General features: G+C 44.2%; 27 protein-coding genes. 9 read left to right on the top strand and 18 right to left on the bottom strand.

Annotation, left to right across the window (positions count from 1 at the left end; genetic code table 11):
- Nucleotides 1-2: 2 nt before the first annotated feature.
- On the bottom strand, nucleotides 3-500 hold the full coding sequence (locus AB4482_RS17670) for a YgjP-like metallopeptidase domain-containing protein (protein ID WP_372181340.1): 498 nt from the start codon (nucleotides 498-500) through the stop codon (nucleotides 3-5).
- 137 nt (nucleotides 501-637) lie between these two features.
- Here AB4482_RS17670 and AB4482_RS17665 point away from each other — a divergent pair, with 137 nt between their 5' ends.
- Nucleotides 638-874 carry a glutaredoxin family protein gene (locus AB4482_RS17665; protein WP_016786183.1) on the top strand — a complete coding sequence of 79 codons (237 nt, stop codon included), beginning with the start codon at nucleotides 638-640 and terminating at the stop codon, nucleotides 872-874.
- Nucleotides 875-963: 89 nt separating this feature from the next.
- On the opposite strand, the gene AB4482_RS17660 is transcribed toward AB4482_RS17665, so the two are convergent.
- On the bottom strand, nucleotides 964-1,836 hold the full coding sequence (locus AB4482_RS17660) for a LysR family transcriptional regulator (RefSeq protein WP_372181338.1): 873 nt from the start codon (nucleotides 1,834-1,836) through the stop codon (nucleotides 964-966).
- Between the two features lie 110 nt (nucleotides 1,837-1,946).
- On the opposite strand from AB4482_RS17660, the gene AB4482_RS17655 reads away from it, so the two are divergent.
- Nucleotides 1,947-3,146, top strand: coding sequence for an MFS transporter (locus tag AB4482_RS17655; RefSeq protein ID WP_372181336.1), 1,200 nt, complete (start codon nucleotides 1,947-1,949; stop codon nucleotides 3,144-3,146).
- Between the two features lie 85 nt (nucleotides 3,147-3,231).
- On the top strand, nucleotides 3,232-3,798 hold the full coding sequence (locus AB4482_RS17650) for a DUF1415 domain-containing protein (protein ID WP_372181335.1): 567 nt from the start codon (nucleotides 3,232-3,234) through the stop codon (nucleotides 3,796-3,798).
- A 28-nt stretch (nucleotides 3,799-3,826) separates the two neighbouring features.
- On the opposite strand, the gene AB4482_RS17645 is transcribed toward AB4482_RS17650, so the two are convergent.
- Nucleotides 3,827-4,897 carry a diguanylate cyclase domain-containing protein gene (locus AB4482_RS17645; protein WP_017070903.1) on the bottom strand — a complete coding sequence of 357 codons (1,071 nt, stop codon included), beginning with the start codon at nucleotides 4,895-4,897 and terminating at the stop codon, nucleotides 3,827-3,829.
- A 213-nt stretch (nucleotides 4,898-5,110) separates the two neighbouring features.
- Here AB4482_RS17645 and AB4482_RS17640 point away from each other — a divergent pair, with 213 nt between their 5' ends.
- Nucleotides 5,111-5,686 (top strand): nucleoside triphosphate pyrophosphohydrolase family protein, encoded by a 576-nt coding sequence (locus tag AB4482_RS17640; protein ID WP_304564037.1) that lies wholly within the window; start codon nucleotides 5,111-5,113, stop codon nucleotides 5,684-5,686.
- 156 nt (nucleotides 5,687-5,842) lie between these two features.
- Here the strand turns inward: AB4482_RS17640 and AB4482_RS17635 are convergent, their stop codons facing one another.
- The 4 genes from AB4482_RS17635 to gntH all read right to left on the bottom strand — a co-directional run bounded on the left by AB4482_RS17635 (nucleotide 5,843) and on the right by gntH (nucleotide 9,408).
- Entirely contained in the window at nucleotides 5,843-6,331 is a 489-nt protein-coding gene (locus tag AB4482_RS17635; protein ID WP_048658534.1) for a GNAT family N-acetyltransferase, read from the bottom strand.
- 114 nt (nucleotides 6,332-6,445) lie between these two features.
- On the bottom strand, nucleotides 6,446-6,955 hold the full coding sequence (locus tag AB4482_RS17630; RefSeq protein ID WP_372181333.1) for a hypothetical protein: 510 nt from the start codon (nucleotides 6,953-6,955) through the stop codon (nucleotides 6,446-6,448).
- A gap of 185 nt (nucleotides 6,956-7,140) precedes the next feature.
- Nucleotides 7,141-7,656, bottom strand: coding sequence for a hypothetical protein (locus tag AB4482_RS17625; protein WP_137001046.1), 516 nt, complete (start codon nucleotides 7,654-7,656; stop codon nucleotides 7,141-7,143).
- A 126-nt stretch (nucleotides 7,657-7,782) separates the two neighbouring features.
- The gene (gene gntH / locus AB4482_RS17620; protein WP_017068281.1) at nucleotides 7,783-9,408 is read right to left on the bottom strand and encodes a guanitoxin biosynthesis MBL fold metallo-hydrolase GntH; all 1,626 of its coding nucleotides are present in this window, start codon (nucleotides 9,406-9,408) and stop codon (nucleotides 7,783-7,785) included.
- Nucleotides 9,409-9,601: 193 nt separating this feature from the next.
- Here gntH and AB4482_RS17615 point away from each other — a divergent pair, with 193 nt between their 5' ends.
- The 3 genes from AB4482_RS17615 (at nucleotide 9,602) to AB4482_RS17605 (ending at nucleotide 11,552) form a co-directional block, all read left to right on the top strand.
- A complete protein-coding gene (locus AB4482_RS17615; RefSeq protein WP_017068280.1) occupies nucleotides 9,602-10,441 on the top strand; it encodes a LysR family transcriptional regulator in 840 nt (279 codons plus the stop codon).
- Between the two features lie 98 nt (nucleotides 10,442-10,539).
- A complete protein-coding gene (locus AB4482_RS17610; RefSeq protein ID WP_372181331.1) occupies nucleotides 10,540-11,259 on the top strand; it encodes a hypothetical protein in 720 nt (239 codons plus the stop codon).
- A 59-nt stretch (nucleotides 11,260-11,318) separates the two neighbouring features.
- Nucleotides 11,319-11,552: a hypothetical protein gene (locus tag AB4482_RS17605; RefSeq protein WP_017068278.1), complete on the top strand. Its 234-nt coding sequence runs from the start codon at nucleotides 11,319-11,321 to the stop codon at nucleotides 11,550-11,552.
- 224 nt (nucleotides 11,553-11,776) lie between these two features.
- Here the strand turns inward: AB4482_RS17605 and AB4482_RS17600 are convergent, their stop codons facing one another.
- The 11 genes from AB4482_RS17600 to AB4482_RS17550 all read right to left on the bottom strand — a co-directional run bounded on the left by AB4482_RS17600 (nucleotide 11,777) and on the right by AB4482_RS17550 (nucleotide 23,007).
- Nucleotides 11,777-13,234, bottom strand: a complete 1,458-nt coding sequence (locus tag AB4482_RS17600) for a lytic polysaccharide monooxygenase (protein ID WP_372181375.1) — start codon at nucleotides 13,232-13,234, stop codon at nucleotides 11,777-11,779.
- A gap of 487 nt (nucleotides 13,235-13,721) precedes the next feature.
- Nucleotides 13,722-14,081: a DUF6559 family protein gene (locus tag AB4482_RS17595; protein ID WP_102320089.1), complete on the bottom strand. Its 360-nt coding sequence runs from the start codon at nucleotides 14,079-14,081 to the stop codon at nucleotides 13,722-13,724.
- Between the two features lie 29 nt (nucleotides 14,082-14,110).
- Nucleotides 14,111-14,869: a vitamin B12 ABC transporter ATP-binding protein BtuD gene (btuD, locus tag AB4482_RS17590; RefSeq protein ID WP_372181329.1), complete on the bottom strand. Its 759-nt coding sequence runs from the start codon at nucleotides 14,867-14,869 to the stop codon at nucleotides 14,111-14,113.
- Complete coding sequence (btuC, locus tag AB4482_RS17585; RefSeq protein WP_102427811.1) at nucleotides 14,856-15,851, bottom strand: vitamin B12 ABC transporter permease BtuC; 996 nt, start codon at nucleotides 15,849-15,851, stop codon at nucleotides 14,856-14,858. Before btuC ends, btuD begins: the two co-directional genes overlap by 14 nt.
- 133 nt (nucleotides 15,852-15,984) lie before the next feature.
- Nucleotides 15,985-17,013 (bottom strand): succinylglutamate desuccinylase, encoded by a 1,029-nt coding sequence (locus AB4482_RS17580; RefSeq protein ID WP_372098028.1) that lies wholly within the window; start codon nucleotides 17,011-17,013, stop codon nucleotides 15,985-15,987.
- A 278-nt stretch (nucleotides 17,014-17,291) separates the two neighbouring features.
- Complete coding sequence (locus AB4482_RS17575) at nucleotides 17,292-19,088, bottom strand: M3 family oligoendopeptidase (RefSeq protein WP_171733538.1); 1,797 nt, start codon at nucleotides 19,086-19,088, stop codon at nucleotides 17,292-17,294.
- A gap of 139 nt (nucleotides 19,089-19,227) precedes the next feature.
- On the bottom strand, nucleotides 19,228-19,845 hold the full coding sequence (cobC, locus tag AB4482_RS17570; RefSeq protein ID WP_372132399.1) for an alpha-ribazole phosphatase family protein: 618 nt from the start codon (nucleotides 19,843-19,845) through the stop codon (nucleotides 19,228-19,230).
- A gap of 9 nt (nucleotides 19,846-19,854) precedes the next feature.
- Nucleotides 19,855-20,475, bottom strand: coding sequence for a bifunctional adenosylcobinamide kinase/adenosylcobinamide-phosphate guanylyltransferase (gene cobU, locus AB4482_RS17565; protein WP_372132402.1), 621 nt, complete (start codon nucleotides 20,473-20,475; stop codon nucleotides 19,855-19,857).
- Between the two features lie 9 nt (nucleotides 20,476-20,484).
- The gene (locus tag AB4482_RS17560; protein ID WP_017066160.1) at nucleotides 20,485-21,291 is read right to left on the bottom strand and encodes an adenosylcobinamide-GDP ribazoletransferase; all 807 of its coding nucleotides are present in this window, start codon (nucleotides 21,289-21,291) and stop codon (nucleotides 20,485-20,487) included.
- Complete coding sequence (cobT, locus tag AB4482_RS17555) at nucleotides 21,291-22,337, bottom strand: nicotinate-nucleotide--dimethylbenzimidazole phosphoribosyltransferase (protein ID WP_372181328.1); 1,047 nt, start codon at nucleotides 22,335-22,337, stop codon at nucleotides 21,291-21,293. The genes AB4482_RS17560 and cobT overlap by 1 nt, the downstream gene beginning before the upstream one ends.
- Nucleotides 22,338-22,395: 58 nt before the next feature.
- Nucleotides 22,396-23,007, bottom strand: coding sequence for a flavin reductase family protein (locus tag AB4482_RS17550; protein WP_372104406.1), 612 nt, complete (start codon nucleotides 23,005-23,007; stop codon nucleotides 22,396-22,398).
- A 736-nt stretch (nucleotides 23,008-23,743) separates the two neighbouring features.
- Here AB4482_RS17550 and AB4482_RS17545 point away from each other — a divergent pair.
- Nucleotides 23,744-24,439: an NAD-dependent epimerase/dehydratase family protein gene (locus AB4482_RS17545; RefSeq protein WP_102442782.1), complete on the top strand. Its 696-nt coding sequence runs from the start codon at nucleotides 23,744-23,746 to the stop codon at nucleotides 24,437-24,439.
- A gap of 184 nt (nucleotides 24,440-24,623) precedes the next feature.
- Nucleotides 24,624-25,997, top strand: a complete 1,374-nt coding sequence (locus tag AB4482_RS17540) for an L-cystine transporter (RefSeq protein WP_372181326.1) — start codon at nucleotides 24,624-24,626, stop codon at nucleotides 25,995-25,997.
- Nucleotides 25,998-26,099 lie beyond the last annotated feature (102 nt).

The following is a 26,099-nucleotide window of genomic DNA, read 5'->3' as shown; positions in this document are numbered from 1 at the left end:
GGCTACTTCTTTAAATCTAAATACATCATGAATAAACGGGCATCCAACTCAAGTTGATGATATTCCGGTTCCATGAGACAGCATAGTTGGTAAAAGGCTTTGTCGTGCTCTTTCTCTTTGATATGCGCCAGTTCGTGTACCACCAGCATTCTTAGCAAAGGTTCTGGTGCATTTTTAAAAACACTGGCGATACGAATTTCATTCTTTGATTTGATCTTTCCACCGTGATTCTTAGCAACGTAAGAATGCAGACCTAACGCATTATTGATTAGGTGTATCTTGCCGTCGTAAATCACTTTGCTGATCGGTGGTGTTTTTTTCATGTAGCGATTTTTTATCTCAATCGCATAGTCAAACAGGGCTTTCTCGCTTTTTATTTCATGATTCTTTGGGTAGCGAGCTTCAAACCAAGGCACCAATTTACCCGACTCTACAAGTTGAGTAACAGGATCAAGAATGTGCTTAGGATAGCCTTGAATATAGCGTAAAGAAGGATGCATGCTGAAAGACCGTACAAGTTACACCACGACAATACGTTGTGGTCTTGAAAATTGAGCCGCATAGTGTAACTGATCACACTTTTCTAATCACCTAGGATTCGTTACACTTTAGCGAGATTCACCAAGAGAATGAAAAAATGAAACGTGTTGTATTGTACGTCGCAGACAAATGCCCGCACTGTAAAGATGCCCAAAGGTATTTAGACTCTAAGAAAATTGTTTACCGCCTGACGAATGCAAAGATGCAGCGTGGCCGTAAAGAATTGCAAGCAATGGGTGCTCGTTCTATCCCCGTGCTTAAAATCGGCGATCAAGTGATGGTCGGCTGGAATCAGAAAAACTTCGATAAGATGTATAACTCAAAGAACACCTAACGTGCTCTGAGCCAGTCATACTTCTATACAACAAAGCCCGAATATCCAATCTAGGATGTTCGGGCTTTGTTTATTTAAATCTTACTAAATCACACATACCGCTTAACGAAATCAATAAAGGTTCTGTCAGCTTTCGACAAATACCCTTCCTTTCTCCAGGCCAACGATAGATTCAGTTTTACAGGGTCTTTAAATGGCACGCCTATCACGTCTTTCTCATATTCCGTCACCAAGCTAAGCAACGCGGTGATGGCAAACTCTCGCTTCACGATAGAAAGAATCATTGGCAATAAATTGGTTTCGAACGCAATGGTCATATCGAGATTGTACTTCTTACAAGTCGCATCGATAAAATCGCGGTGGAAGTAGCCCGATTTGAACATGATCAGCTCTTGAGCAAAAAATTCTTCAAAGGTGATGGATGGTTGCGTTGCCAGTGGGTGATCTTTGCCAACTACAGCTAACATTTCTGAGCTTAACAGGTGGTCAGTTTCAAGATCATCAGGCACGTTTTCATGGTTGATTACGCCAATATCGAGTTCGCCGTTTAACAGCATTTCACGAATAGATGCGGTGCCTGCATCAATCAAGGTCAACTTTAGGTTTGGGTATTGGCTTTTAAATGCCATCACTACTTGGGGGAAAAAGTAACTGCCCATCATACTTGGAGCGCCTAATCGAACCTCGCCTTTTTCTAGCCCCTTTAGTTCATTCATCGCGAGCTGAGCATCATCAAACTGCTGGGCGATTCGCTTTGCATGCTCAAACAGTACTTTGCCCTCCTCCGTTAAAGTGACGGATTTATCGCCTCGACGAAATAGAATCAACTCTAGTGTCTGTTCTAGTTTTTTAATAGAAATACTCAATGCAGGCTGAGCGATATGCAGCGCTTTGGCGGCCTGAGTGAAGTTACCAAACTGCGCAACAGCCAGAAAATGTCGAAGTGGTTTTGATTCAAGCATGGCGATATATTAAATATATAGAGGTGATATTTTTAATATATTTCTTTAATCACACTTGTACTGATAACTTGTTCACAAATAGCTTACTAACTCGTGCAGGCACAACGTAAATGTTTGATAAAGGCAGTCCTCAATACAAACGCATCACCCAATCATTGGCGATTGGCTCGTTTATCATTTTCTGTAACCTTTACCTCTTTCAGCCAATCTTGCCGCACATGGCGGAGCACTTCCAAGTATCGGAAACTCAAATCAACTGGCTGTTTGCCGCGACAACACTTGGGCTTTCCATCAGCTTGGTGCCTTGGGCAATTGCCTCTGAAACCTTTGGTCGTAAACCCATTATTCTGTTCAGTCTGTTCGCTATCCCATTAATAGGGTTAAGCATGGTGTTCACGACTACCTTGTTGCAACTCGTTATTGCCCGCGCATTTATGGGCATCGCTGTGGCGGCGTTTGCTGGTGTGGCGGTTGCCTATATGGTTGAGGAGTTAACACCCAAAGCCTTTGCTGTCGCGATTGGAGGTTATATTGCGGCCAACTCATTGGGTGGAATCTTCGGACGTGTATTAGGCGGCTTAATTACAGACTATTTCGATTGGCATGCAACTGTACTGTTTTTCGTTGTCGGTTCATTGCTTGGTGCACTCTTTATTGCCTATCGCCTACCTGACCAACAGAACTTCAAACCTCAAAAAGGGCTGTTCTTTCATCACAACCGCTCCGTTGTAATGCACTTAAGAAACCGTACCTTGTGGCTTGCCATGTTGATTGGTGGTGCTAACTTCGCGCTGTTTGTTAACCTGTACTCTGTAATGGGCTTTAGGCTAGTCTCTGCGCCTCATTCAGTGCCTGTAGGTTTAGCTTCGCTGATATTCCTATGTTACTTGGCCGGTACGGTCAGCTCTAAGCTATCAAACAAATGGACACTTCGCTTTGAACCGTTAAACGGAATTTTGATGGGCGTGTGCATTAGCTTAATTGGAATGCTGGTTTCTGCGGTCGATAAAGTCCCGTTCATGTTAGCTGGCTTGTTATTGATTAGTGGCGGTGCGTTCTTTGCCCACACTCTTGCCTACTCTTGGGTGAGTCAAAAAGCACCGAGCGCTAAGGCGACAGCGACCGCGCTCTATCTGGTTCACTATTATATTGGCGGTAGTTTAGGTGGATTCTTGCTTTTATATTGCTGGCAACTGTTCGGTTGGAATGGCGTGATTGCAGGTGGTTCAATCTTCTATGTTGCGATATTTGCTTGGGTCTACCAGTTGAAACAGCTACAAGTATCGGCGTCCAAACTCGCACAAGCATAACTACGACTGAGTTTGTAACTCAATTATTGCTTTTGATTAACGTCCGTTCTGATATCCTACGCAAAATTTCATTTCGGAACCTGTTATGTCGAACACTCAAAGCACAGATCTTCAAACCATCCACGACCAAGTTAAACAATGGTTAGACGATGTCGTTATTGGCCTAAACCTGTGCCCATTCGCAGCCAAGCCACAACGTAATAAACAGATTAAGATCTTTGTGAGTGAAGCGAATACGGAAGAAGCGTTGTTGGAAGACATCATGACGCATTTCGTAGAGTTAGATAACACGCCAGTCGCCGAATTGGAGACGACTTTGGTGGTTGTACCTAACATGCTGCTAGATTTCTTCGACTACAACATGTTCATTGATTGGATTGAAGCGTTGATCAAGCAAGAAGATTGGGAAGGTGTTTACCAAGTGGCAACCTTCCACCCAGACTATTGTTTTGGTGGTGCGGATCCAGAAGACGATGAAAACCTAACGAACCGTTCTCCGTACCCGGTTTACCATTTGATTCGTGAAGCGAGTATGGAAAAAGTGTTGAAGCACTACCCTAACCCTGAAGCGATTCCTGATACCAACATCGCGAGAGTCGAGTCTTTAACGCCAGAAGAACGCCGTCAACTGTTCCCTTACTTGTTTAGCTAATAGTTCAGTTAATCGCTAACATGATGGCTCATATTCCTGAGCGCTCTTGATGATATGGACGAGAAATGAACTGATCTCGTCCATTTTGTTTCGCAATGTACAGACACTCATCGGCAACTTTGATGAGCTTATCTAACGCCGACATCCTTTCCCCTTTGGTATCCCCTGTACTCAACTCAAAATGACACGCACCAATTGATATAGTGACAGGCTTTCGATCCAGTGTGATTTTCTTCATCTCTTGCAAAAGAGTCATGAACTTATCTTCAACATAATTTGGTGTTTTATTTGGATACCAAAGAATGAACTCTTCACCACCAAAACGCGCCACAAACTCACCCTTTTGAGTGTTATTGTTCAGCACGCTCGCCACTTTCTTTAATACAACATCGCCCATTTGGTGACCGTAAATGTCGTTAACCTGTTTAAAGAAGTCGATGTCGACAACCGCCAAGGTTCCCTTTCCTAAAGAGCCTTTTAACTGCTCGACTTCCGCATTCAACGTTTTAAACAAGCAACGTCTATTTGGCAAGTGTGTCAGAGGATCATACAGAGCTTGATACTCCAATTTCTCATTCAACTCTTTGAGTTTTCGTTCTTGCTGCCTTCTAACCAGCTCCACTTCGATCCATGATGCCATTAGTCTCATCACGTCGACATCGAACTCTTTGAACTCACGATGATAGGGTGCTGGGCTTGAAAAGTTTAAGGTGCCATAAAGCTCATCATTAACGAAAATGGGAACCCCAATATAAGACTCCAAGCCAAAAGACTGGTAAGCAGGATGCTTCGCATACTTATCGTGTTTGCCACAATGCTCAATACAGATAGGACCAATCGATTTACAGGTAATTTCGCAATAGGTTGAACGATAATCAAAAGTGTCACCGCTATTGAGTTCTACCCCTTCAGGCGTAACACAATGTTCAACAACATAAGTATTGCCATCGACTTTCGATAAGATACCAATATCAAGGTTGAAGCGTTCAAGCCCCATAATAAGCAGCTGAGCGATCTGAATATCGAAGCCCTTTCGATAATCATTGGTGATTTGATACAAGCGGCGTATAACAATTTCGCTTTCACTGGCTTGGTTCATAAATGGGATTCCACTACTGCTGACATTAATGGCAACATTAATATTTCGTATATTAAGAAGAGTAAAGTGTAAAAAAACATAATAATCAATTAGTTTGTATGCAAAATACCTCATTGGTCCAATGAATAAAAGTCGCGTTCTTCCACTTTGCGTTAGCACCCCATTCCTACCTTTGTTAAAATGGTCCATTAACGAAACAGAATGGATAGGAATATGAACCTTTCTCAACTAAACCAAGAAATCTACGATCACCTTTACCGCGACATTGAAGAGTTCCGCAGTACTTTTGATCTGCCGGTTGCTGCTCCTGAAACAATGGACGAAAAAGGCGATACGCTACATACATCTCTAGCGATCGAAGAGCTAACAGAACTTGCAGAAGCTGACTCTAAAATCGAACAAGCGGACGCTATTGTAGACAGCGTTTATGTTTTGATGGGACGTTTGGTTCACCTTGGCCAAGCTAAGGTTGAAGACAACCTAGCAATCAGCTACCTGATCGACCTACTGTTGAATGTTTCTAAAAACCGCTCAATTGACTTCTTACCTTGCTGGGACGAAGTACACTCAAGCAACATGAGCAAAGTATGTCGCAACGAAACTGAATATGCTGAAACAGAAGCTTTCTATGCTGAGCAGAACATCAAGCTGATGGCGGTTCAAAAAGGCGAATACATCATCGCTAAGTGTGCGGAAGATTTCGTATCGGAAGGCAAGACAGTTCGCCAAGGTAAAGTACTAAAATCTGTACACTACCGTCCTGCGAACCTTGAGCCACTAACGGCTTAACTAAGTTTACGACTGAACTAAGGTTATGGCTGTAGCTCTTTAAAGCACCAGCGCACCAAAATAGCAAACGCCACGTTTAAATAACGTGGCGTTTTATTATCTGTCAGTTAATTCTAACTGTGTTAATCGTAGCTGTGTGTTAATCGTAGCTAAATGCTATACCAGTCGAGCCATATGATAAGCCGCCACATATTCGCCATTTCTGAAAGCGAACCCTGCGGACTCTCCTTCAATCACGAAACCGAACTTCTTATACAGGCTGATCGCTCTTTCATTATCGGTGTATACCGTTAACTCCATTCGCTTGATGTTAATCCAGTTATCACACAAGTCGATCGCGGTCGCGAGCAGCTGACTACCCACACCTTTGCCTAGCACATCGTCTTTAACACCCATACCAAATGAAGCCACATGTCGTCTTCTTGGATTCACGCACACTTCCATTCCCAAGTTGCCAACAATCTCATCGTCGATCATCGCGACATACGAGTACACGTTGTCAGGTATATTAGAGATTCGTTTTTGCCAGCTTTCCAGAGATGGATTTGGGAGTTGCAGCGTACCGGTATAAGCATTAGTGCATTCGTAAACTTCTTTTATTCCCTTCGCATCTGACGGCTCAGACCGTCTCACTATAATACTCATCGCAACTCCTAATATTTCTTCGCTAAATATGAAACACATCCTCAATGTGCACCTAAACACACTAACAAATAGTGAATATTTAACAATAGGTTAGATGAACTTATCTTATTGGGCTTAGTTGATACTGAGTAAACGCCCTCTCTCAATATCTTGTTCAAGTACCTCTGGCGTTAAATCGCCATGTCCATGGTGATCGTGATTATGGTTATGTCCATGATCGTGGCCGTGTGAATGACTTTGATGTTCATTTGCTCTTTGAGCTAACTTGTGTGAGTCCAAATAGGTATCAGTTAAATCAGCACAATATTCTTCGGTCCATAAACGTCGAGCCTCATCATCACTCATGATTTGCTCGGCTTTAGGGCCCAATTTGTCCATGTAGAACATCCCCAGCTCCTCACCTTCTACATTGGCGTGGTTGATAAGGTTCATAAACGCAGGCTCTTGATTCTCATCTGATAGATGACCATTTTTGTAACACACGGTTAGACCAATAATATCGTCGCCAAGTTTCTCTAATTCAGGGTTAAAATGATTGTGACTATGATTATGTTCGGCAGCGGCGACAAGCATTGGAGTAAGTAAAACACATGCGATAGCCAGTAGCTTAATGGTATTTTTCATGGGATAGACCTTCTGTATTTTCGAATACAAATTTGATTAGTTGGCTGACTTAGCTTCTTGTGAGATGAGCTAAGTTAAGGGGAACTTCAAGACCATTTCAGCCTGAGTACCCCTCTGTCTCACTACAAATAATCAATATGATTGGATAACGAGGCTCGATATAACGAGCGTTCTATAGACAAAAATCACTTATCAACTATGATTCTTGCTGGTGCGATGGTGTAAGTCATTGGCTTCACCTCCCATTCACCTTTTGCTTCCAATGCAACCGCTAGTGCTTGCGCCTCTTCACATACCTTCGCTGGTTTTCCGTCAGCCCAGTATGATGGACCCGAAGTGTAGCCGCACATCACTGAAAACGTGTGTTGCCCATTCTTTGTGGTGTATTCCGTCATAATGACACCACCTTCTCCATGCGTTATTTTTAGCGAGCCTTCATCGGCGACATGCATTGCATCGGAAGGATTCGGTTTGACATACGTTGTGTAGGTCCCGCCATCAGACATGGATTGGTTGTCATACATGGTGTAGCCTTCTTTTTCTGAAGGTAAGGTCAGTTCGTAGTTAGGATCAATATCCGCTAAACGTTCTGAGTTATTCGTCGCACCAGGTTGATAGTTGTGAGCATTTGATTGTCCGTTAGCGAAAACAGACGCTGACACTAAAGATAGAATGACGACCGCTAAAATTGATTTTTTCATAATGAACTCCAGATATTCTAAGCAAAGATGTTGTAAGCAATAGTTTTTATGATTGAGTAAGAGAATGGGTTTATTTACCTAACTTTTTAGGATGTGAGGGCAATATCAGCCCTCGCTACAAATACCCTATTTGTTGTCGGTTCCTGCTCCTTCACCAGGCTCAGTTGGACGACTTACCGACTTGCGCTCAAGATTGTGGTGAGCACGCACTCTATCCATGTATTCTTGCTTGGTGTTCATACCTTGCTTCATTGCTTCTGGTACTTGTTCAGCTGGGATCACGATGTCACGGTCGACTGGCCACTCAGTTAACAGCTCTGGGTGGTAGCCTTCTGGGTAGTACAGTTTTGGATCCAACTCTAAATCACGAATCTCTTGTTCTTGTATGTCTTCACGGCTGTTTTTCGGTAATGGAATTCTAAAATCAGACCCATCGGCCATATCAAATTGTGGCGCTCGCGCATTCGGGAAATCAGGTAAAATACCTTCACGAACCCACGCATTATCTTTAGTCATGTTAACGACAATGCCATCTGGCGCACCGAAGTGGTAAGGCCCTTGCCAATGGTGGCGAACCTCTGCAACGGTTTCCTCATTGAGATATGGGTCGAATGTCATGTGCGTTGTCATGAACAAGCGCGGTTGTACTTCATTCGCCACATAACCCGCCGCGTACGCTGGTGTATGGTGAGTATCAACGGTGTAACGTGCTAAGAATGGCGGCACACCTTGAATAATCGAAGACACACCAAACGTTTCGGTTTGCAGCTCAGTAATGAACAAGTCTGCACCTTTTGCGTATTTCAAATCTAACTCGGTTGGGCGACCGTCTCCTGTCCAAACAAACGAAAGCACTCGACCGTCATCTTGAGTCCAATTCAAGCGGTAACCAGACGCGCCATCTTTTGCGTGACTGCGTCGCCAGTGAATCACTTCCACATTGTCTTGGTCATAGATAACACCTCCGTCGTCGCGGAAATCAAACTCGTGTACCACTATGTCGTTGCCTGATGGGAACACATCAAATGCGTCGGTGTGCCAGTTCAACATTTGCTGCATGCCTTCAATCATATGACGAGTGCCATATTCTGGAGTCGCACCACTCGGACCATAAATGTTAAGCGGCTTTTCCCAGCGACCATTCCAACCACCAAATTGATACAGGTAAGGTAACGAGCCGTAATGGTCTACGTGTAAGTGAGTAATGAAGATATGGTCGAGTTCATTCATCGCGACACCCGCCGCTACGTAGTTCGCAATTGATCCTTCACCTAAATCAAAGACAAAGTTAGAGCCGTTACCCAATTCGACGTATATCGAGGTGTTTGCCTGCCCCGGGCGAATCATTGGTGATGTCCCCATGAACGTGACACGCATTTCATCCGGTTGAACTTCTTCAGTGCGTGGGAACCAGTTGGCGCCCGACACCATGTGATCGCCATAAGGTGCAATGCCCTCAAACATCAGGCCTTCTTTCCAACCTGAATTGGTTTCTTTGCGATAGTCACCATTGTTTACACCGCCCATTAACACAGAAAGCACTTCTTCTTCTGAAGAATACAAGTTCCCCTTAGGTTGAGTGCTCAGATACTCTTCAAGGGTTTCACCCTCGTGATATTCAAATTTCTCGAGTTTTTGAATATCAGAGTTAGTTTGCTTGGTGTTGTATTGCATCATTGGGTCAGCAGCAAAAGCGGTTGTCGTGATGATCATTGCTGTAGAGATGATTGATAATTTTGCGAAAGTTCTCATAGTTTCACCTATCGGTCTGAGTATTTAGTAAATGAATGAAGTTCCTTCCTCACTCCGATGCAAACAAGTTTATTAATAAACAGAACCTTGATATATAGTGTAAACTTTACTTAAAACCTCCATTTCATTTATGAGTTAATGATAACTCCACCATGATTTGGATGAGTGGCAATAAGAATAGAGGGAACTGAATTTGGACCTTAATCTACTGACGACATTTTTGGCCGTTTACAAACACAGCTCTATCACCGTGGCATCAGAGCAGCTCGATATTTCTCAACCCGCGGTAAGCGCGGCGATTAAGAGACTCGAAGGTGTCGTGGGCAAGGCTTTATTTGTGAGAGAAGGACGAGGTATCGCGCCCACTGGAGCAGCGGTATCACTCGCTAATAAGATAGAAGACCCATTGAACATCATTGGAACGGTTGAGCAGCAAAAGAATGACCTTAAAGTCTATTGCACAGAGAGCTTGCTTCATTTCGTTAGCCAGGTTGAAGGCGTAAGCTTTACGGAAGCGCCACTCGAAGAGGAAGAACTGTTTGATGCGCTTACTGCACAAAAAGTAGATATCGTCATTGATGTACTTTCGAGTAAGAAACACTCATTGATTGAAGAAACCATCGTCGATGAGGAGCCCGTGTGTCTGACTCGAATCAACCACCCTCGAATTGGTGAGACACTAAGTAAAGAAGAGTATTTCCAAGAGGAACATATTGCGCTCAAGATCAAACGCGCCAACATGAACACGGTCGAGTTTTTATCAGAGAGCGATATCGAGCCGAGAAAAGTCAGAATTGAAACCAGCTCAATTTCAAGCATGCTGATTTTGGCAAGCACGACAGATTATATCGCCGCTTCTACTCGCTCTTTTGCAGAAATGCTTGCACCAGCGCTTGGCTTACGCGTTCACCCTATCCCCATCAAATTAAGACCGATCACGTTTCGAATGCTCTATCACCGCCGCTACGCTAAAGACGAACAGCACATCAAAACCCGTGAAGCAATCAAATCAGCATTAAGGAAACATAAATGAAACTGAGGTTTTAACTAAAGTTAACCCTATTAATATAAATTCAGTTTAATCACATACTCTCCAGCAAGTTAATTCAATAGAACGACACTGGAGAATCCATGAAAAAACTTAACCTTATTGCTCTACCACTTACGTTACTCAGCAGCGCAGCGTTTGCGACTTCGACTCAAGTTTACATCGAACAAAACGTTGCCTCTAATGCTGCTGATAACGGTGTCTACACCACAGAAGCTGGCGCATTAATCGATACCTCAGAAAATGGACAAGTCTATATAGGTTTTGATGACCAGGGTTGGTTGGCAGCGGGTTACGGGCACGATTTTCACATCAGCGAATCTTTCACGTTCAACTTATACGGTGAACTTAGTAAATGGGACAACGGTGAAGAGTTATTAATCGAAGGTATTATCGATTATCAAGTGAACGACAACTTCAATGTATTCGGTGGATTGGGATATAACCAGTCAGGGCAAGTACTCGAGAATGTAAGCGACACCACGATCAACACCAATAAGTTCATCGCCGGTGCGGGGTACTCACTCGCAGGCTGGGATTTAGCTTATCAATACACTCACGAAAACAGTGATGGATCCAATGGCGGGTTTACCCACAACGATGACAACGTAATCTTTCATCAAGGCGACTACCGTACCAATGAGCACGAAGTCGTTCTCTCTAAAAGCATCGACGACTGGACACCCTACGTGAAATACACCTATTTCAACACCAACGAAGGTGACCTTTACTTGAACGGCCAATCGATGGGCCCGATCGACAACGACAGCATCATCACACTTGGTTTGTCTTACGACTTCTAAATATCTCAGATTCAATTCTCATAGGCAGATGGATTTGCCCACCTTTCGAGGGCACTACTATGAAAATTACTTCTCAACGTAACAAAGCCATTAATATCGCTGCAGCGATCAGTATCGTTTTGTTTTCTGCGATTCCCACCTACGTAAGTGCTGATCACTTAGACTCCCATTATCTAGAGCCGAGTTATCTAGAAACCAGCTATCTAGACTCCTCCTTCGTCGAATTCATGACACCAGATTTTGATCAGGGGTATCTTAACGATGAGATTAAGCAAAACCTTACTCTGGAATAATTCTTCAACACATTACAAAACGTTATATAGCTCTTGTTTTCTATATAACTCTCATCTTGTTATAGAGCCGTGCTGAGTGATTAAGACTCCGTTCCTGAATCACTTTTTCTAGGCTGATGACATTCAAAACCGCAAATGCAGACGCTAAAAAAGACACCACACTCGTCAAAAAGTGTGGTGTCTTGGTTATTATTGCAAGGCTAATTAACTAACAATAGTTAAGATTAGTTGGCTGGACGCCAAACGCCCCATTTGTCATTTTCGTAAGTCGCTTTAGGGTTAGTACCACCTTGAACCCACCATTGTGCTTTCCATGACTGGTTCGAGTAAGTCACGACTTCGCCACCAAGGTAAGTCGCTGATGAGTCCCACGTACCTGGATCTGGCGTAGGGTCTGGGTCAGGAGTCGGATCAGGATCCGGCGTTGGATCTGGGTCTGGTGTCACGCCACCGTCATCGACAATTACTTCAAAAGTGAAGGTTTCAACACTGTCGCTTTCAATCGAGCTAGCCATAAACGATAAAGTTTCGTTTGCAGTGATGCCAGTGGTATCAACTACGATAGAAGCCGTGCCGTTATTTTGAATGCTTACAGAAGTACCTTGAGTTTGAGTCAATGTCGCCGCTTCGCTTGTTGCAATTACAACTTTGTCGCCAGCATTCACTACGTTGTCACTCTTCACTAGCTCGTAGATGTCACCTTTCAATGGTTCAACACCACCATCAATCAACGTTAACTGACCAGAAGCACGGCTATCTTTTGAGTTGAAGAAGTTACGTGAAGGATCGTTTTGGAAGTACATGTAGTGCTGCATTTCAGCATGCCAGTCACCAATGAAGATCGCGCCATCTTTAAACTCTTCGTGCCAGCCATTAATTTCTGAAGCTAACAAACGAGCCCAATCGTTAACGTTTGAAGCATCAATGACGATGTCGAAGCTTCGCGCGACTTCACCATACTTGTTGATGATGTCGTATTTAACCGTATCACCAATTTCTGGCGTGCCAAACTGGTCAGAAACAAACAGGTCACCACGCACTAGATCAGGCTCTGGACCCGGCTCTGGTGGAGGGGTTGTGCCACCCGCGATAGTGATGTCTGAACAGTTGTAGAAGCCTTCGCCCGCAGCATCATCACGTTGCCAACGAACGAATAGAATCGCATCGCCAGAACGGTCTGAAGGAATAGTGACATTAATGCGGTACTTGCCGCCATTAACCGGAACGTTACCCTCTTCTTGGATAAGATCTAAGTCTCCCCACGCTAGGCCTTTGCTTAGGTCCGCGTTTGGTTTCGTTAGGTAGAACTCCCAGAAAGAAGGGTTGTGTGGCGCTGTCGCATTGAATACATATTCAAACGTACCAGTATTTAGCTCGGTACGAGTCCAACCAGTATGAGGCGCACCCATGCCGCGTTTTTGCGAATCGTTGGCATAACATAACGTGCCGTCAGGAATCGCCGCTTTTACAGCATTGATATTATTGAAATCTTGGACATTTTTCGCGTACTCGTTACGTTGAACAAACGGGTATGAACCCGAAATGTCTTTTGCTTGAGCACACGCAGCATTAGGTGGTGTACCCGACCAAATCCCGCCTTGCTCGTAACACGTGTTCTGACGCGCGCTTGGAAACTCAGACCAACCATGAGCATTTGCCACTGACGGCACACTCGATAGCATAGCCATACCCACTGCTATTTTTAGAATATTATTATTTATTGTTGTCACTTTCCCACTCTCTATTATTTTACCCTAAACACAAAACCAATTGGTTACTAACCAACCAGCACTGTAATTCGAAGGTTTATAGTTTCCGACTTAAAGAACAACGAAAAATATATACGTCAATTTTATCAATAACAGCGGGTTTTATATTAATAGGAATCAGCATCACACAACTCAAACAAATGCGTTGTAGATAGATGATATTGGTTCGAATTATCAATTTTTACCGACAAAAATTACGCATTCCCTAAGAAAATAGAGCGCTAGGAAGGTATTTTTTCATTGAATTAATTGGAGTGAAACGCTCGCATAAATAATGATATTGAGTGCTTTTTATCATCATTATTATTACGTTGTTGAGACTGCTGTAAAGTCGCTAAGCTATTGAGCGTATACGTTTATAAATGGATAAATCATTAAACGTTAATTTGAACGAGCTAAACTAATAGCGGCTATTCATGCCAAATCGATTCGACATATCATCGTCCATACGACCGCCCTTCCAACCACCACCGCCCAACAAATTAAGTACATCACGCGCGTTATATTCCTCACCACCGAAGAAGTCATTAGACACATTATTACGCAGCAATTGAATGGCTGGAGCAATTTCAGCAGCAAGGTCTTGTGGATCAGCAAACAATGCTAAGGCAACCAGTTGTTGGCGCTTACTTAATTCACATGAACTCGTTTCTACTTGCCCAATAGAGAAAAAGTCACTGCTTCCGTACGCTTTCACCAACTTTGCAGAAAGTGATTTGATTACTTTCTTGATTCGTCGTCGTTGAATATATCTAAACATATAGATTGCCTTGTATTGATGAGCTTAAGTTAACCAAACAGCAGATAAGTTTGATTGTCGACCGAGATGCTTTTTACTTGCGTGTTAAATACGGATTCTAGCTGTTCAGGCACAAGCACTTGCTCTGCACTGCCAGATGCTTGTAGTACGCCCTTTTCGAGCAGCAGTACTTGGTCGGCATGCCTCAAGGTTCGGTTCAGGTCGTGGTTAGCCATAATAACCGCAATGCCCTTCTCAGCCACTCGTTCGATAAGCTTATACAGCAACGCTTCTTGAGCAATATCCAACGGCGCTGCAGGTTCGTCTAGGATCAGCAGCTTTGCGTAAGGATTGAGCGTCGGCCAAATTTGCAGGCACATTCCCGCCAAACGAACGCGTTGCCATTCACCACCAGACAGTGTCTGAATTGAACGATGAAGTTTGTCTGTGATGTCCAACATCTGGCTTATCTCTTCCAAAGCCGTGTTGATTTCAGTATCAAGGCCATGTGATGAACTTGGCAGTGACAATGCAAGATATTGGAACACTTCTAAGTTGAAGGCTGGCCTTGCGCTTTGGCACAAGTAAGCACGATGCAATGATAAATCTTGTAAAGACAGCTCCGACAAATCCTGCCCGTCGATCTTGATATCACCTTTGTAACCATCACCAATGCCAGATATCGATTCGAGTAAGGTACTTTTACCGCTGCCATTCGGGCCGATAACGTGAGTCACCTGCCCTTGCTTGAGCTCAAATGATAGTGGTAATAAACGAGCGCCAACGCTCAGGCTCTTAATTTGAATCATGATTTTTAATTAACATCCAAATGAAGATAGGCGCACCGATACTGGTGGTCATCACACCCAAAGGTAGCTCTGCGGAATCGAGTAATGTACGTGCGCAAATATCAGCAAACACCAACAACGCAGCGCCAGCAACAGCAGACAAAGGAAGAAGGTATCGATTATCGGTACCAATCGCTAAACGCAATAAGTGTGGCACAACCAAGCCAACAAAGCTGATCACGCCACCTAAGGCAACCGCACAGCCGACTAAAATAGACACAGCGAAAATTAGACGCCAACGTAATCTCGGAACGTTCACACCCAGTTGCGCGGCATGCGTTTCGCCAATCATCAGCTTGTCTAGCTTGCTACCTTGTAGACACAGCCAAATAATCACGGGGATCATCACTAACGTGAGCGAGTGTTGATACCAAGTCACGCCACCTAAGCTGCCCATCAGCCAATACATCAACAAGCGTAGGCTTAAGTCATCACTAAAATAGAACGCCCATGTCACCATCGCGCCAGAAAGAATACCTAGCGCCACACCCACCAGCAGTAGTTTAGCCGTGGTGAGTCGCATCGTTTTTACCATGCTCACCAGTATCACGGTGAAACAGAGCGAGCCTAAAACGGCGGCAATCATGAACAGTTCTGGTGTGGGAGCAAACGGCAAGAAGAACAGTACGATAACCATCGCCAAGCTTGCGCCACCAGAAATGCCGAGCACACCTGGCTCTGCTAATACATTACCCAATAAGACTTGTAGGCTTGCGCCAGATACTGCTAGCCCTGCCCCGATAGCAATAGCTGCTAATAATCGAGGTAAGCGTAAATCAATCAGTAGTTTTTGTTCTAACGTGGACAAGGTGTCCAGAGGGGAAATGAAGAGATCGCCAACCATTAGGTAAATCGCACTCAGCGCGACAAGCAGTGCTGCCATCAGATAAATGGCTCGGGTCCATTTGCGCTGTTTTTGGTGAAGAAGTTGTTGGAAATCCATATCAAGCTACTTTGAAATTGTTCGCGTAACCTTACCTGTATCCCTAAATAAACTCAAGGCTCACACAGTAATGTGAACCTTGATATTTCAACCAGTTGAGCGGTTGTTTTCGTCGCTTTAACCCAGCTCAGTATTAATCGTATACAAGCTGACCGTGGTCGAATCGTGTTTCAACTTCGCACACCATTAAGGCCGCTCGTTGACCGATAGCCACGTTACGATTTGGGAATACCACTGCTTCGTTTTCATTCTTCGCCATCAATGGCTTATCACCATCATGACCAAACACTTCTCCGTGCTTGAATGCCGTAAAGTTTTCTACGTCATCAGAGAACATGAAATCAAAGTCATCGTGCAAACGAACAATGGTTCTGCTCACGCGATAAGTGATGGTTCGCTTAGGTAAATGCTCTGGCTCAACTTCAGCAATCAAGTTACGCATCGCCAAGTCAAAAGCCGTTAGCTTATCAAGTTGGTTCTCACCAATTCTCGCGACCTGCCCTAGTTCCATTGTCAGTGCTTGCGCTTCGAAGTTTTCAGCACTGTACCAACTGAATGTACTGGTTGGCGCATTTGACAACAACACTGCTTCCACGTGCGCACTGTTAATGAAATCAAACAGCTCTTTACTGCGTACTTCGTGGCGAACTTTAGGGCTCACTGCAAACGAGTAATGCTTAGATAAACGGATTGCACAGTGCAAATCTAGATGCCAACGAGTGGCAGGTTCCGTTTCTTTGTAAAACTCAGTCACCAAGAACTTCAAGTTCTTCGCGATATCCACTTCTCGATTGCTCTCGTACTGCTTTTCATCAAACAGACGATTCATGTTCACATCAAGAAAACGAGTATGCGCGTTAGTGGCTTCTGGGTGAGCTATGATAAACAAGCATCTCGCGTTTACTACTTGGAAACCTGTTTCAATATCCTCAATGAGCTTATCGATCAGCTCCATTGGTGAAGTTTCGTCGCCATGAACACCGGTTGAAAAAATGATGTTCTTGGTTTCAGAATTAAAATCCGCGGGAATCACTTCCAAGACACCGCGTTGATGAAGCTTAATTTGAACACCGTTACTCAGTACGGTCTGTCCTGCAAACACTTCTTGCTCAAGATCTAGGCTGTCAAAAAGAAATGATTGGCGAAAGAGGGTCTTCGTCATGCGCTACTCCTTAATTGCACGGCCGTATGTTAATAAATTGTACATAGAAATTGTGTTGCTAGGATCGCACTTATCAACAGAAACTCCGTTATCACTCACAAATACTACCCATATATTTTTATATTACCTGCTGACTTTACTAACCGACATCTGTTCCAAATAACTTTCTCTATTTAAAGAGACTTTTGGTTGTTTCGGCTTATCTCAGGTTATGCCAGCAAGATAAGAGCCACGTAAGCTAACACAGCTCTTACCTGCTATGAACAGATTGAGATCAATTAATCTTCCTGATCGAGCAATCTTTCAAATTCATCGATTTGAACTTTGACCATGTCGATGCTTTGTTGCCAAAAATCAGCTTGAGTCAGGTCCATTCCTAAGTGCTTTTGAACGACTTCTTCCGCCATCATGCTGCCCGTATCACGAAGCAACGAAACGTAATCGCCGTAGAATTGCTCACCTTTCGCATCGCGCTGAGCGTAAACACCTTTACTGAACAGGTAACCGAACAAGTATGGGTAGTTGTAGAAGCTTACTTGAGAGATGCTGAAATGCAGTTTGCTCGCCCAGAAGTAAGGGTCAGCTTCTGTCATTGCATCGCCATACCACTCTTTCCAAGTCGTTTCCATCAAGTCACACAGCTGCTGAGCCGTTAGCTCGCCTTTTTCACGCTGCTCGTAGAAGGCTTTTTCAAACTCAAAACGAACGGGAATGTTCACCATTAATGCCAAAGAAGAAGAAAGCTCTTCCCACAGCATTTCAAGTTTCTCATTACGTGTTTGTGCTTGTTTTAACAAATGGTCTCGAACGATATTTTCAGCAAAGATCGAAGCGGTTTCTGCTAGCGTCATTGGGTAGCGTGTTTGACACAACGGCATGTCTTTCATCACCCAGTTGTGGAACGCGTGGCCTAACTCGTGTGCCAATGTCATTAAATCTGAGCGGCTACCGCTCCATGTCATGAACACAAGCGGAGTGCGTGTAGCAGCAAACTTGGTGCAGTAAGCGCCTAAACGTTTGTTGGCTGCTGGTGCGGCATCAATCCAACCATTATCAACCATCAAAGCGACAAAATCAGCCATCTCTGGATTTACTTCAGCGAACGCAGTTTTGATCACGTCGATCGCCTCATCAAATGGGTAAACCTTAGATTCAGCGTCACCCAGCGGCGGCATCGCAGCTAAGTGATTCCAAGGCTTCATTTCATCTAGCCCGTGAACTCTTGCCATTAACAAACCTGCTTTCTGACCAACAGCTCGATTAGCTTTCGCTACCGACATCATGGTGTCTAGCGTTTCTGGCACAATGCGGCTGCCGTGTAGGCTTGGATCTAGGAAATGCACATCGCTAATCTTCGAACGCTTTTTGTTTTCAGTCAGTCGCCAACCCGCCAATGCATTTAGAATCGAAGCAAAAGACTCTTGGTGCGTTTTCATCGCACCTTGAACCGCGCGCCATGCTGGTTCTTGTTTGTCGAATTCGCTGCCGTACAACAGGCTCGCGGCTTGTGAAAAGCCTAGGGCTTCCTCTTCACCGTCCAGCTTTAGCGACAGTTTTAAAGATCCGGTTAGGTTATCGTATAAACGACCCCATCCGTCACGACCATCAACCTTCATCGCTGCCAATAACTGCTCTTCAGCAACACTGAGTCGGCTGCTTGATAACTTACGAGAGCTTTCAATCGCAAAGCGCTGCCCTGCTACGTCCGCACTATCATGCTCTAATACTGCATCAATAAATTCTGGTTCTGCGTGAATTAGCGTATCTTCGTAAGGGCTGAACGCTTGAGACATTTCAGAGTTCAGCTTCGCTACACGACCAAGCAATACTTTCGCTTCTGTGTGTGTCGCGTCGACCGATGCGTGGCAATTAGCGAAGGTGTTGATTGTACTCAGTAATGTGCCTGCCGCTTCTGAAGTCTGAATCGCGTTTTGCATCGCTAGAATGATATGACGCTTTTCAACGTGTAGGTTCAACAGCTCAATGCACTGCTGAATGAGTTCAATGTCCTGTTCGATTTTTGCATCATTAAGATCGCTATAAGCAATGCTTAGATCCCAACTTGGTGTTGTCATGACTAAATTCCTTTCACGTAGGTAGTAATACCAATCAGGTATAGCGGCTGTGAACGCCGCTTTATACTTCTATTTATATTTCTGTTTCTATTTACGGATCTAAAAGATTGTTAATTCTTAAACTGTGTTTTTTGAACACTCAGAGAACAGGTATCCCTATCGATTTAACGCTGATAAAGCTCTGCGCAAACTGAGTGATTTGAATATGCGTTATCGATGCGTTTTCTATCGATAACTTCGAGTACAAACTCGGGTTTTTCCAATCAATATTAAGGCAGTGCGCTAGCAGTATGCGAATCACACCACCATGAGTAACCAACAATATGTTGTCACTTGAATCATTCAAAAGTTGCGACCAAGCTTGAGTTACTCTGTCGTGGAAGCTCTGTAAACTTTCTGCGCCAGTTAATTGATGATTAGCAGGGTCTTTCCAAAAGGTTTCTAACATTCCCCACTTGTCTTCAAGTTCATCAAATGGGACACCATCTACTTCACCGAAGTTCATTTCCTGAAAACCCGATACAACTGATAAAGGCACAGACATACGCTCTGCAAACAAGCTCGCGAGATCACCACATCGTCTTAGTGGAGAGCTAACCACGCTATCAAAGGTAATGTCTTGTGTAGTTAGTGCCTCACATATCTGTTCTTGAAGATCAGAGTTGACCAGCACATCAGATAAACCATTGAGCGCAGCTTTTCCTTCGACTTTGCCATGTCTTAACAAATAGATGTTTTTGGTTGTTCCATTGACCATGTGTGCGACCTAGCCTTGAATATCAAGCAAGTGATTAGATGGTTTTAAGTGCAGCGGCAATCCGGCAGCAATCAGCGTGACGCGCTCAACGACACGAGCTAGCGCTTGGTTCATTCGTCCTGCATTGTCCACAAACAAGCGAGACACTTTACCCAGCGGCACCACACCTAAACCGACTTCGTTAGAGACCATGATAATTTGCGCCGGACTTTGCTCGACGCTTTTGACCAATACTTCAACCACGGCTTCAACCTGTTCATTAGTTGCGTCATCACCCAGTTCAAAGATGATGTTGTTCAACCACAAGGTTAGGCAATCAATCAATACCACATCTTCTTTCTCAAAAGACTGCAGTTTTTCGGCTAATTCGACGGGTACTTCATGCTCAATCCACTGCTCGCCACGACGTTGTTGATGGTGCGCGATTCGTTCTCGCATTTCATCATCAAGATATGTCGCTGTCGCAATATAATTGAGGCGTCCATTTGAACATGCTTCAAGCGCACATAATGCTTGTTGCTCCGCAAAACTAGACTTACCAGAACGAGCCCCGCCCAATACCAAATGGCTGTTTCGCTGACTTGCTTGATTAATTTGATTAGCTTGAATAGTTTCATTCGTGTTGGTCATAGGAAGCCGTTATAGAAAGCCATTGTAAAATGCAGTAATGAATACAAGGTAAGTCAGCAACTCCATTAACTGTTGAGCCGCACCCAAGCAGTCCCCAGTAAAGCCGCCAATTCGAGCCGTTAACCACGTTTTAAAACCTGTTCTGAACAGATAGGCGACGACAGATAAAACCAAAGCGAATTCAAGACCAAACCACAGGCTAGGCAGCACGCCTACCAGCAACAAGAAGACAAGTTCGCCTTTGGTTTGCTTGTTGGCCAATGGTTTACTCTTGCTCGTGTCTAAATCACTGACATAAGGCATGTCGTAAATTAGCGATGCAGCAATCGCGCGGCTAAAGGTATAACTGGTCACGATTACCATAAACAGTCCCGTCATGCTTATGAGTTCATTCAACAGCACCCACTTGCCAAGCAGAGCCATAATCAGAGCAGACGCACCATAAGTACCGATTCGACTGTCTTTCATGATGGTCAAACGGCGTTCTAGGGTCATGCCGCCACCAATGCCATCGGCCATATCAGTCAAACCATCTTCATGGAATGCGCCAGTGAGCATCAGGCTAAAACTCATCATCAAAAAGATCGCTACTGCACTCGGCAGTACCACATCAAGTAGCAAGAACACACCGCCACACAGAACACCAAGCAACAAACCAACCGTTGAAAAGTAGCGACCAGAACGGTTCATTCGCTCTGTAGAATAGGGCGTGTTTTTCGGCATTGGCAAGCGAGAAAAGAAACCCATCGCCAGCGCAAAAAGCTCCCACTGATAAGTAACTCGATCTTTCAACGATCTTTCTGGTGCATCACTCATTAAACCGTGACTCCAGCACTTTCGAAGCTCGCCATGTTGTTATAGAACTCGGCTGCCGCACGAATGATTGGCATAGCTAGCGCAGCACCTGTGCCCTCGCCTAATCTCAATCCAAGATCGAGCAGTGGCTCAGCGTCGAGCAGATCTAACAGAATTTTGTGTCCTGACTCTTCAGAGCGATGGGCGAAGATCATATAGTCTCGGCAACTCGGTTCAATTAAAGTCGCGACATACGCCGCAACCGACACGATAAAGCCATCGACTAATACTGGGGTTTTGTTTTGGTAAGCGCCAAGGAAAGCACCGACCATTTGAACGATTTCATAGCCACCGACTTGTGCGAGTACCTCTTTAATATCTTTAACTTCATTCGCATCTAAACCTTTGCAACGCGCGACACCTTGCTCAACCACAGCCACTTTACGTGCAAGCTGTTCATTGTTGATGCCAGTGCCTAGGCCAACACACTCCGCTGCAGCACGATTCGCTAATGCACTTAAGATCGCTGATGCGCTGCTGGTATTTCCGATACCCATTTCACCAAACATGATGATATTGGTGCCATTCGAAATGGTTTTAGATACAAGATCTGTACCCAGTTCAATCCCACGTTCAACCGTTTCTAAACTCATTGCCGCTTCATTGGCAAAGTTATTGGTTCGCGTACCCAAACGCTGAGAGATCAACATGTCACTGTCTGATTCCACAGGCAACAATATCCCCGTGTCGACTACCGTGATATCGATATTATTCACCGCACAGAAGCAATTGATCGCCGCGCCATCGCTTAAGAAGTTCAACACCATCTGTTGTGTTACCGCGCTTGGAGCAATACTCACGCCTTCGTCAGCAATGCCATGGTCGCCAGCAAAAATGATGATACTTGGCTTATTCAATTCGATGTGTTCAACCGCAGCTTCTTTGCCTTGGCTCTGAATCAAAGCCAGTTGATGTGCGACTTTTTCTAGTAAGCCAAGTGCGCCAAGTGGCTTGGTTTTTTGGTCAATTCGGTGTTGGATGTACTGCGAGTATTGGGTATCTAACATAGTTTTTAAAAACGCTTATTCTGGGTACTTTGATTTAGGGACTGCTACTTAAGGATTGTTACTTAGGGCGTGCGACAGAAAACACATTGGAAAGCGTCGTGTATTCACCGCCACCAAGGCGAGACAAAGGGTCCAATGCCAACGCATCAATCTTAAGACGTTCACTCTCTTTATCGATCACTTCTTCGGAAATATACACGGTTTCGACTTGAGCAAAGATGAGGCTTTGTGGCACCTCTCCAACCTCTTTTACTTCGTATAAGGTGCAGCCAAAAGCGACCGCGCACTCTTTCACTCTCGGTAAAGAGAAGCCTTCAAATTCAACCAGCTCAATGTTATTCGCGGTGACTTCCGAATCACCATGTTCAAGGGTAGCTGCTGTCGCCGTCATGGTTTCGGCAGAACTTGAAGAAGCAATGTGAATCACTAGCTTACCCGTTTCTAGGGCATTACGAGTGGTATCTTTGATTTCGCCGGACGGCTTCTTCCCAACCGATAACATCAGTAACGGCGGATTGCTGGAAACAGGCGTGAAATAAGAGAAAGGCGCTAGGTTGTACTCTTGTTCAGAAGATTCCGTCAATACCCACGCAATCGGGCGAGGAACAACGGTTTGTGTCATCAGGTGATAAATCTGAGTGGGAGCAAGAGTATCAAGCTTGAGGTTCATAGCACGTCCTTGGTCTATGTGAATTACGACTCAGTTTACGTGTTAAGCAATGCTGTATCTATGCCTAATCAACAGAAACCGTAGAGAGTGTTCTTAATTTAAACAGATCACACTGGTTTTTTCTCAAATTGACAATCAAATTGACGAACCCTAAAACACCTGCAATGCTGATAATAGATTTATCAATAACTTACATTTTGGCATCGTTTATGCTTTATCTAAAGTACTTGTTAATCTCTCCATTGATAAGTACCCATACAGTGAATGCCCACAACACTGACGCTACACAAAGAAAGACAATCGATTGAAACACAAAACAGAACAACGATTTAGGAGGTGTAATGATTCCAAACTCAAGTAAAAGAAAACCAAATAAATCAAGTAAGAAAACCAGCAAAAAGGTAAGGAAAATCCCACTATCCTTCACCTAGAAAGCAGCAAAGTAAGTAACAAAGCCCGTCGCCCAGCGGGCTTTGTTATGTTTAACATCTTAGTTATGTTTGACGCCGTACTTATGTTTCAGACCGCATTTATATTTCGCACCACAATTATGTTTCATACCGTATTAATGCTTGAGACCGTACTTATGCGTCGAGCCAAACTAAATCATCTCTTTTTCCATAAACAGGCGACTCCCCACATACTACTGACCACTCGTTTAACAAACTTTTATTCGCTTAAAATTCAAACACTGTTTATATTAAACAAGCACTTGTGGAGTAAATAAGGGATTAAAATGAGCATTGCTGGAGACAAAACATCGGTTGTTGTGGCTGGTGCAACAGGGCTAATTGGTCATCATGTGATGAGGCAGCTCATTGATGAGCCCGCTGTCGACAATATCTATGCGTTATCCCGAAGATCACTCAATGCACAGTTTGACTCCAATAAACTCCACACACTCATTCACAATGACCTGCAAGTCACGAGTTGGGATGATACGAATGCGACGCCTAAACTTGGCGTTATCTGCTTAGGTACGACTAAGAAAAAGGCAGGATCAAAAGAAGCACTTCGCAAAGTCGATGTTGAATTGGTTAGCCAAGTTGCACAATCGATGAAGTTTCTTGGGGTACAACGCGTTGCCGTCGTTTCGAGCTATGGCGCTTCACCAGATTCTTATTCACACTACCTTCGTTGCAAAGGGCAAATGGAGCAAAACTTAAAACGTATTGGCTTCAAGCAACTTTTCATCGCACGTCCGGGGCCGCTGGTTGGTGAACGTGATGAACCAAGAGCCGATGAAAAACTCCTGCAAAGCATCTTTCCTTTAGTCTCTCCCTTTATGTTTGGTCAGTTCAAAAACCTACGCCCTATTCAAGCGGAAGACGTCGCGAAGGCAATGTTGTTCCGATTATTCGAAAATAATTTCAAAAATACCGAAATTTACTCGTCAAGTGACATGCTCAATTTATTGGCAAAATATCGCTAAAAAGCTCACCTATTCATCACAATGTTGAATATCCACCCATACCATTGAGTGGATATTACTAATCGTTCTAATAAATTACTTTTCCTTATTTTACGTTTTGTAACAGAACGCTATTTTAGCAGCAGTACTGACACCTATACATCTAGGTGCCTAATTGATTTAGAGTTATTCATAAGGAAAACAAATGTCATTTTCAGCTATCGCTGCCTTAGCGGTATTCACTGGTATCCTCTTTTTTCTCTACGGACAGCAGAAAAAAGAAAACACACTTTCTCGCCTCGTTTTACTCGGTTTAGTTTTTGGTAGTGCATTCGGCCTAGGCTTACAGCTGCTATTTGGCGAAGGCAATCCAGCCATCAAAGAAACGTTGGATTGGGTAAATGTTGTTGGCAGTGGCTATGTTGGCCTACTAAAAATGGTGATCATGCCATTAGTCTTGGTTTCAATGATTGCGGCTGTAGTGAAGCTTGAAAAAGGCGGTTCACTGGGCAAGATTTCTGGTATCACTATTTCAGTATTACTCGCAACAACAGCGATCTCTGCAATTGTTGGTATTGCAGTGGCTCAAGCATTCGGTCTTTCGGCTGAAGGCTTAACAGAGGGCGCGCGTGAAACAGCTCGTATTGCAACACTAGAAAGCCGCATGGGAAGTGTTTCTGACCTAACCATTCCACAAATGCTGGTTAGTTTCATTCCGACTAACCCGTTTGCTGATCTAACCGGTGCTCGTTCTACTTCAATCATTGCGGTTGTTATCTTCGGCGTGCTAACAGGTATTGCTGCTCGTAAAGTAATGGCTGAGAAAGAAGAGCTAGAATCACCGATCCGTACGTTTGTTGAAGCGGCGCAATCTATCGTTATGCGCTTAGTTAAGATGATCATGGCACTCACGCCATACGGCATCGCTGCGTTAATGGCGAAAGTAGTCGCAACATCGAGTGCTTCAGACATCCTAAGCCTACTCGGTTTCATCGTTGCTTCTTACGTAGCAATCATCCTGATGTTTGTTGTTCACGGTGTGTTGGTCTCTTTTGTTGGTGTAAACCCGAAAGAGTACTTCCAAAAAATCTGGCCTGTCCTAACGTTCGCTTTCACTTCGCGTAGTTCTGCTGCAACGATTCCACTGAACGTTGAAGCTCAAATCACTAAGCTAAATGTGCCACCAGCGATTGCTAACCTGTCTGCTACTTTCGGTGCGACGATTGGTCAAAACGGTTGCGCGGGTATCTACCCTGCAATGCTAGCAGTTATGGTTGCGCCTACAGTTGGCGTCGACCCAATGGACATCAACTTCATTCTGTCTCTGATTGCTATTATCACAGTGAGCTCATTCGGTATTGCTGGCGTAGGTGGCGGTGCAACGTTCGCGGCGCTTATCGTACTTCCTGCTATGGGCCTTCCTGTAACGATTGCAGCACTGCTTATCTCTATCGAGCCACTTATCGATATGGCACGTACGGCGCTTAACGTATCTGGTGCTATGACAGCCGGTACGATCACAAGCCGCCTATTAGGCAAGAAAGACAAGCAACAAGATCTGGAACAAGCGAACGCTTAATGGGTTCGATTGATTCAAGCACTTGAGTCTCGTTAAACAAAAAAACCGATGCACATGCATCGGTTTTTTATTATCTGTTACTTCTAACTTCCATTACTTCAC

Origin of the sequence: Vibrio sp. 10N.222.55.C7, assembly GCF_041473335.1 — a bacterium.
In the GTDB taxonomy this organism is placed as follows: domain Bacteria; phylum Pseudomonadota; class Gammaproteobacteria; order Enterobacterales; family Vibrionaceae; genus Vibrio; species Vibrio crassostreae_C.
The sequence above is the reverse complement of the archived record's forward strand: the minus strand, read 5'-3'. Positions and strand labels throughout refer to the sequence as shown.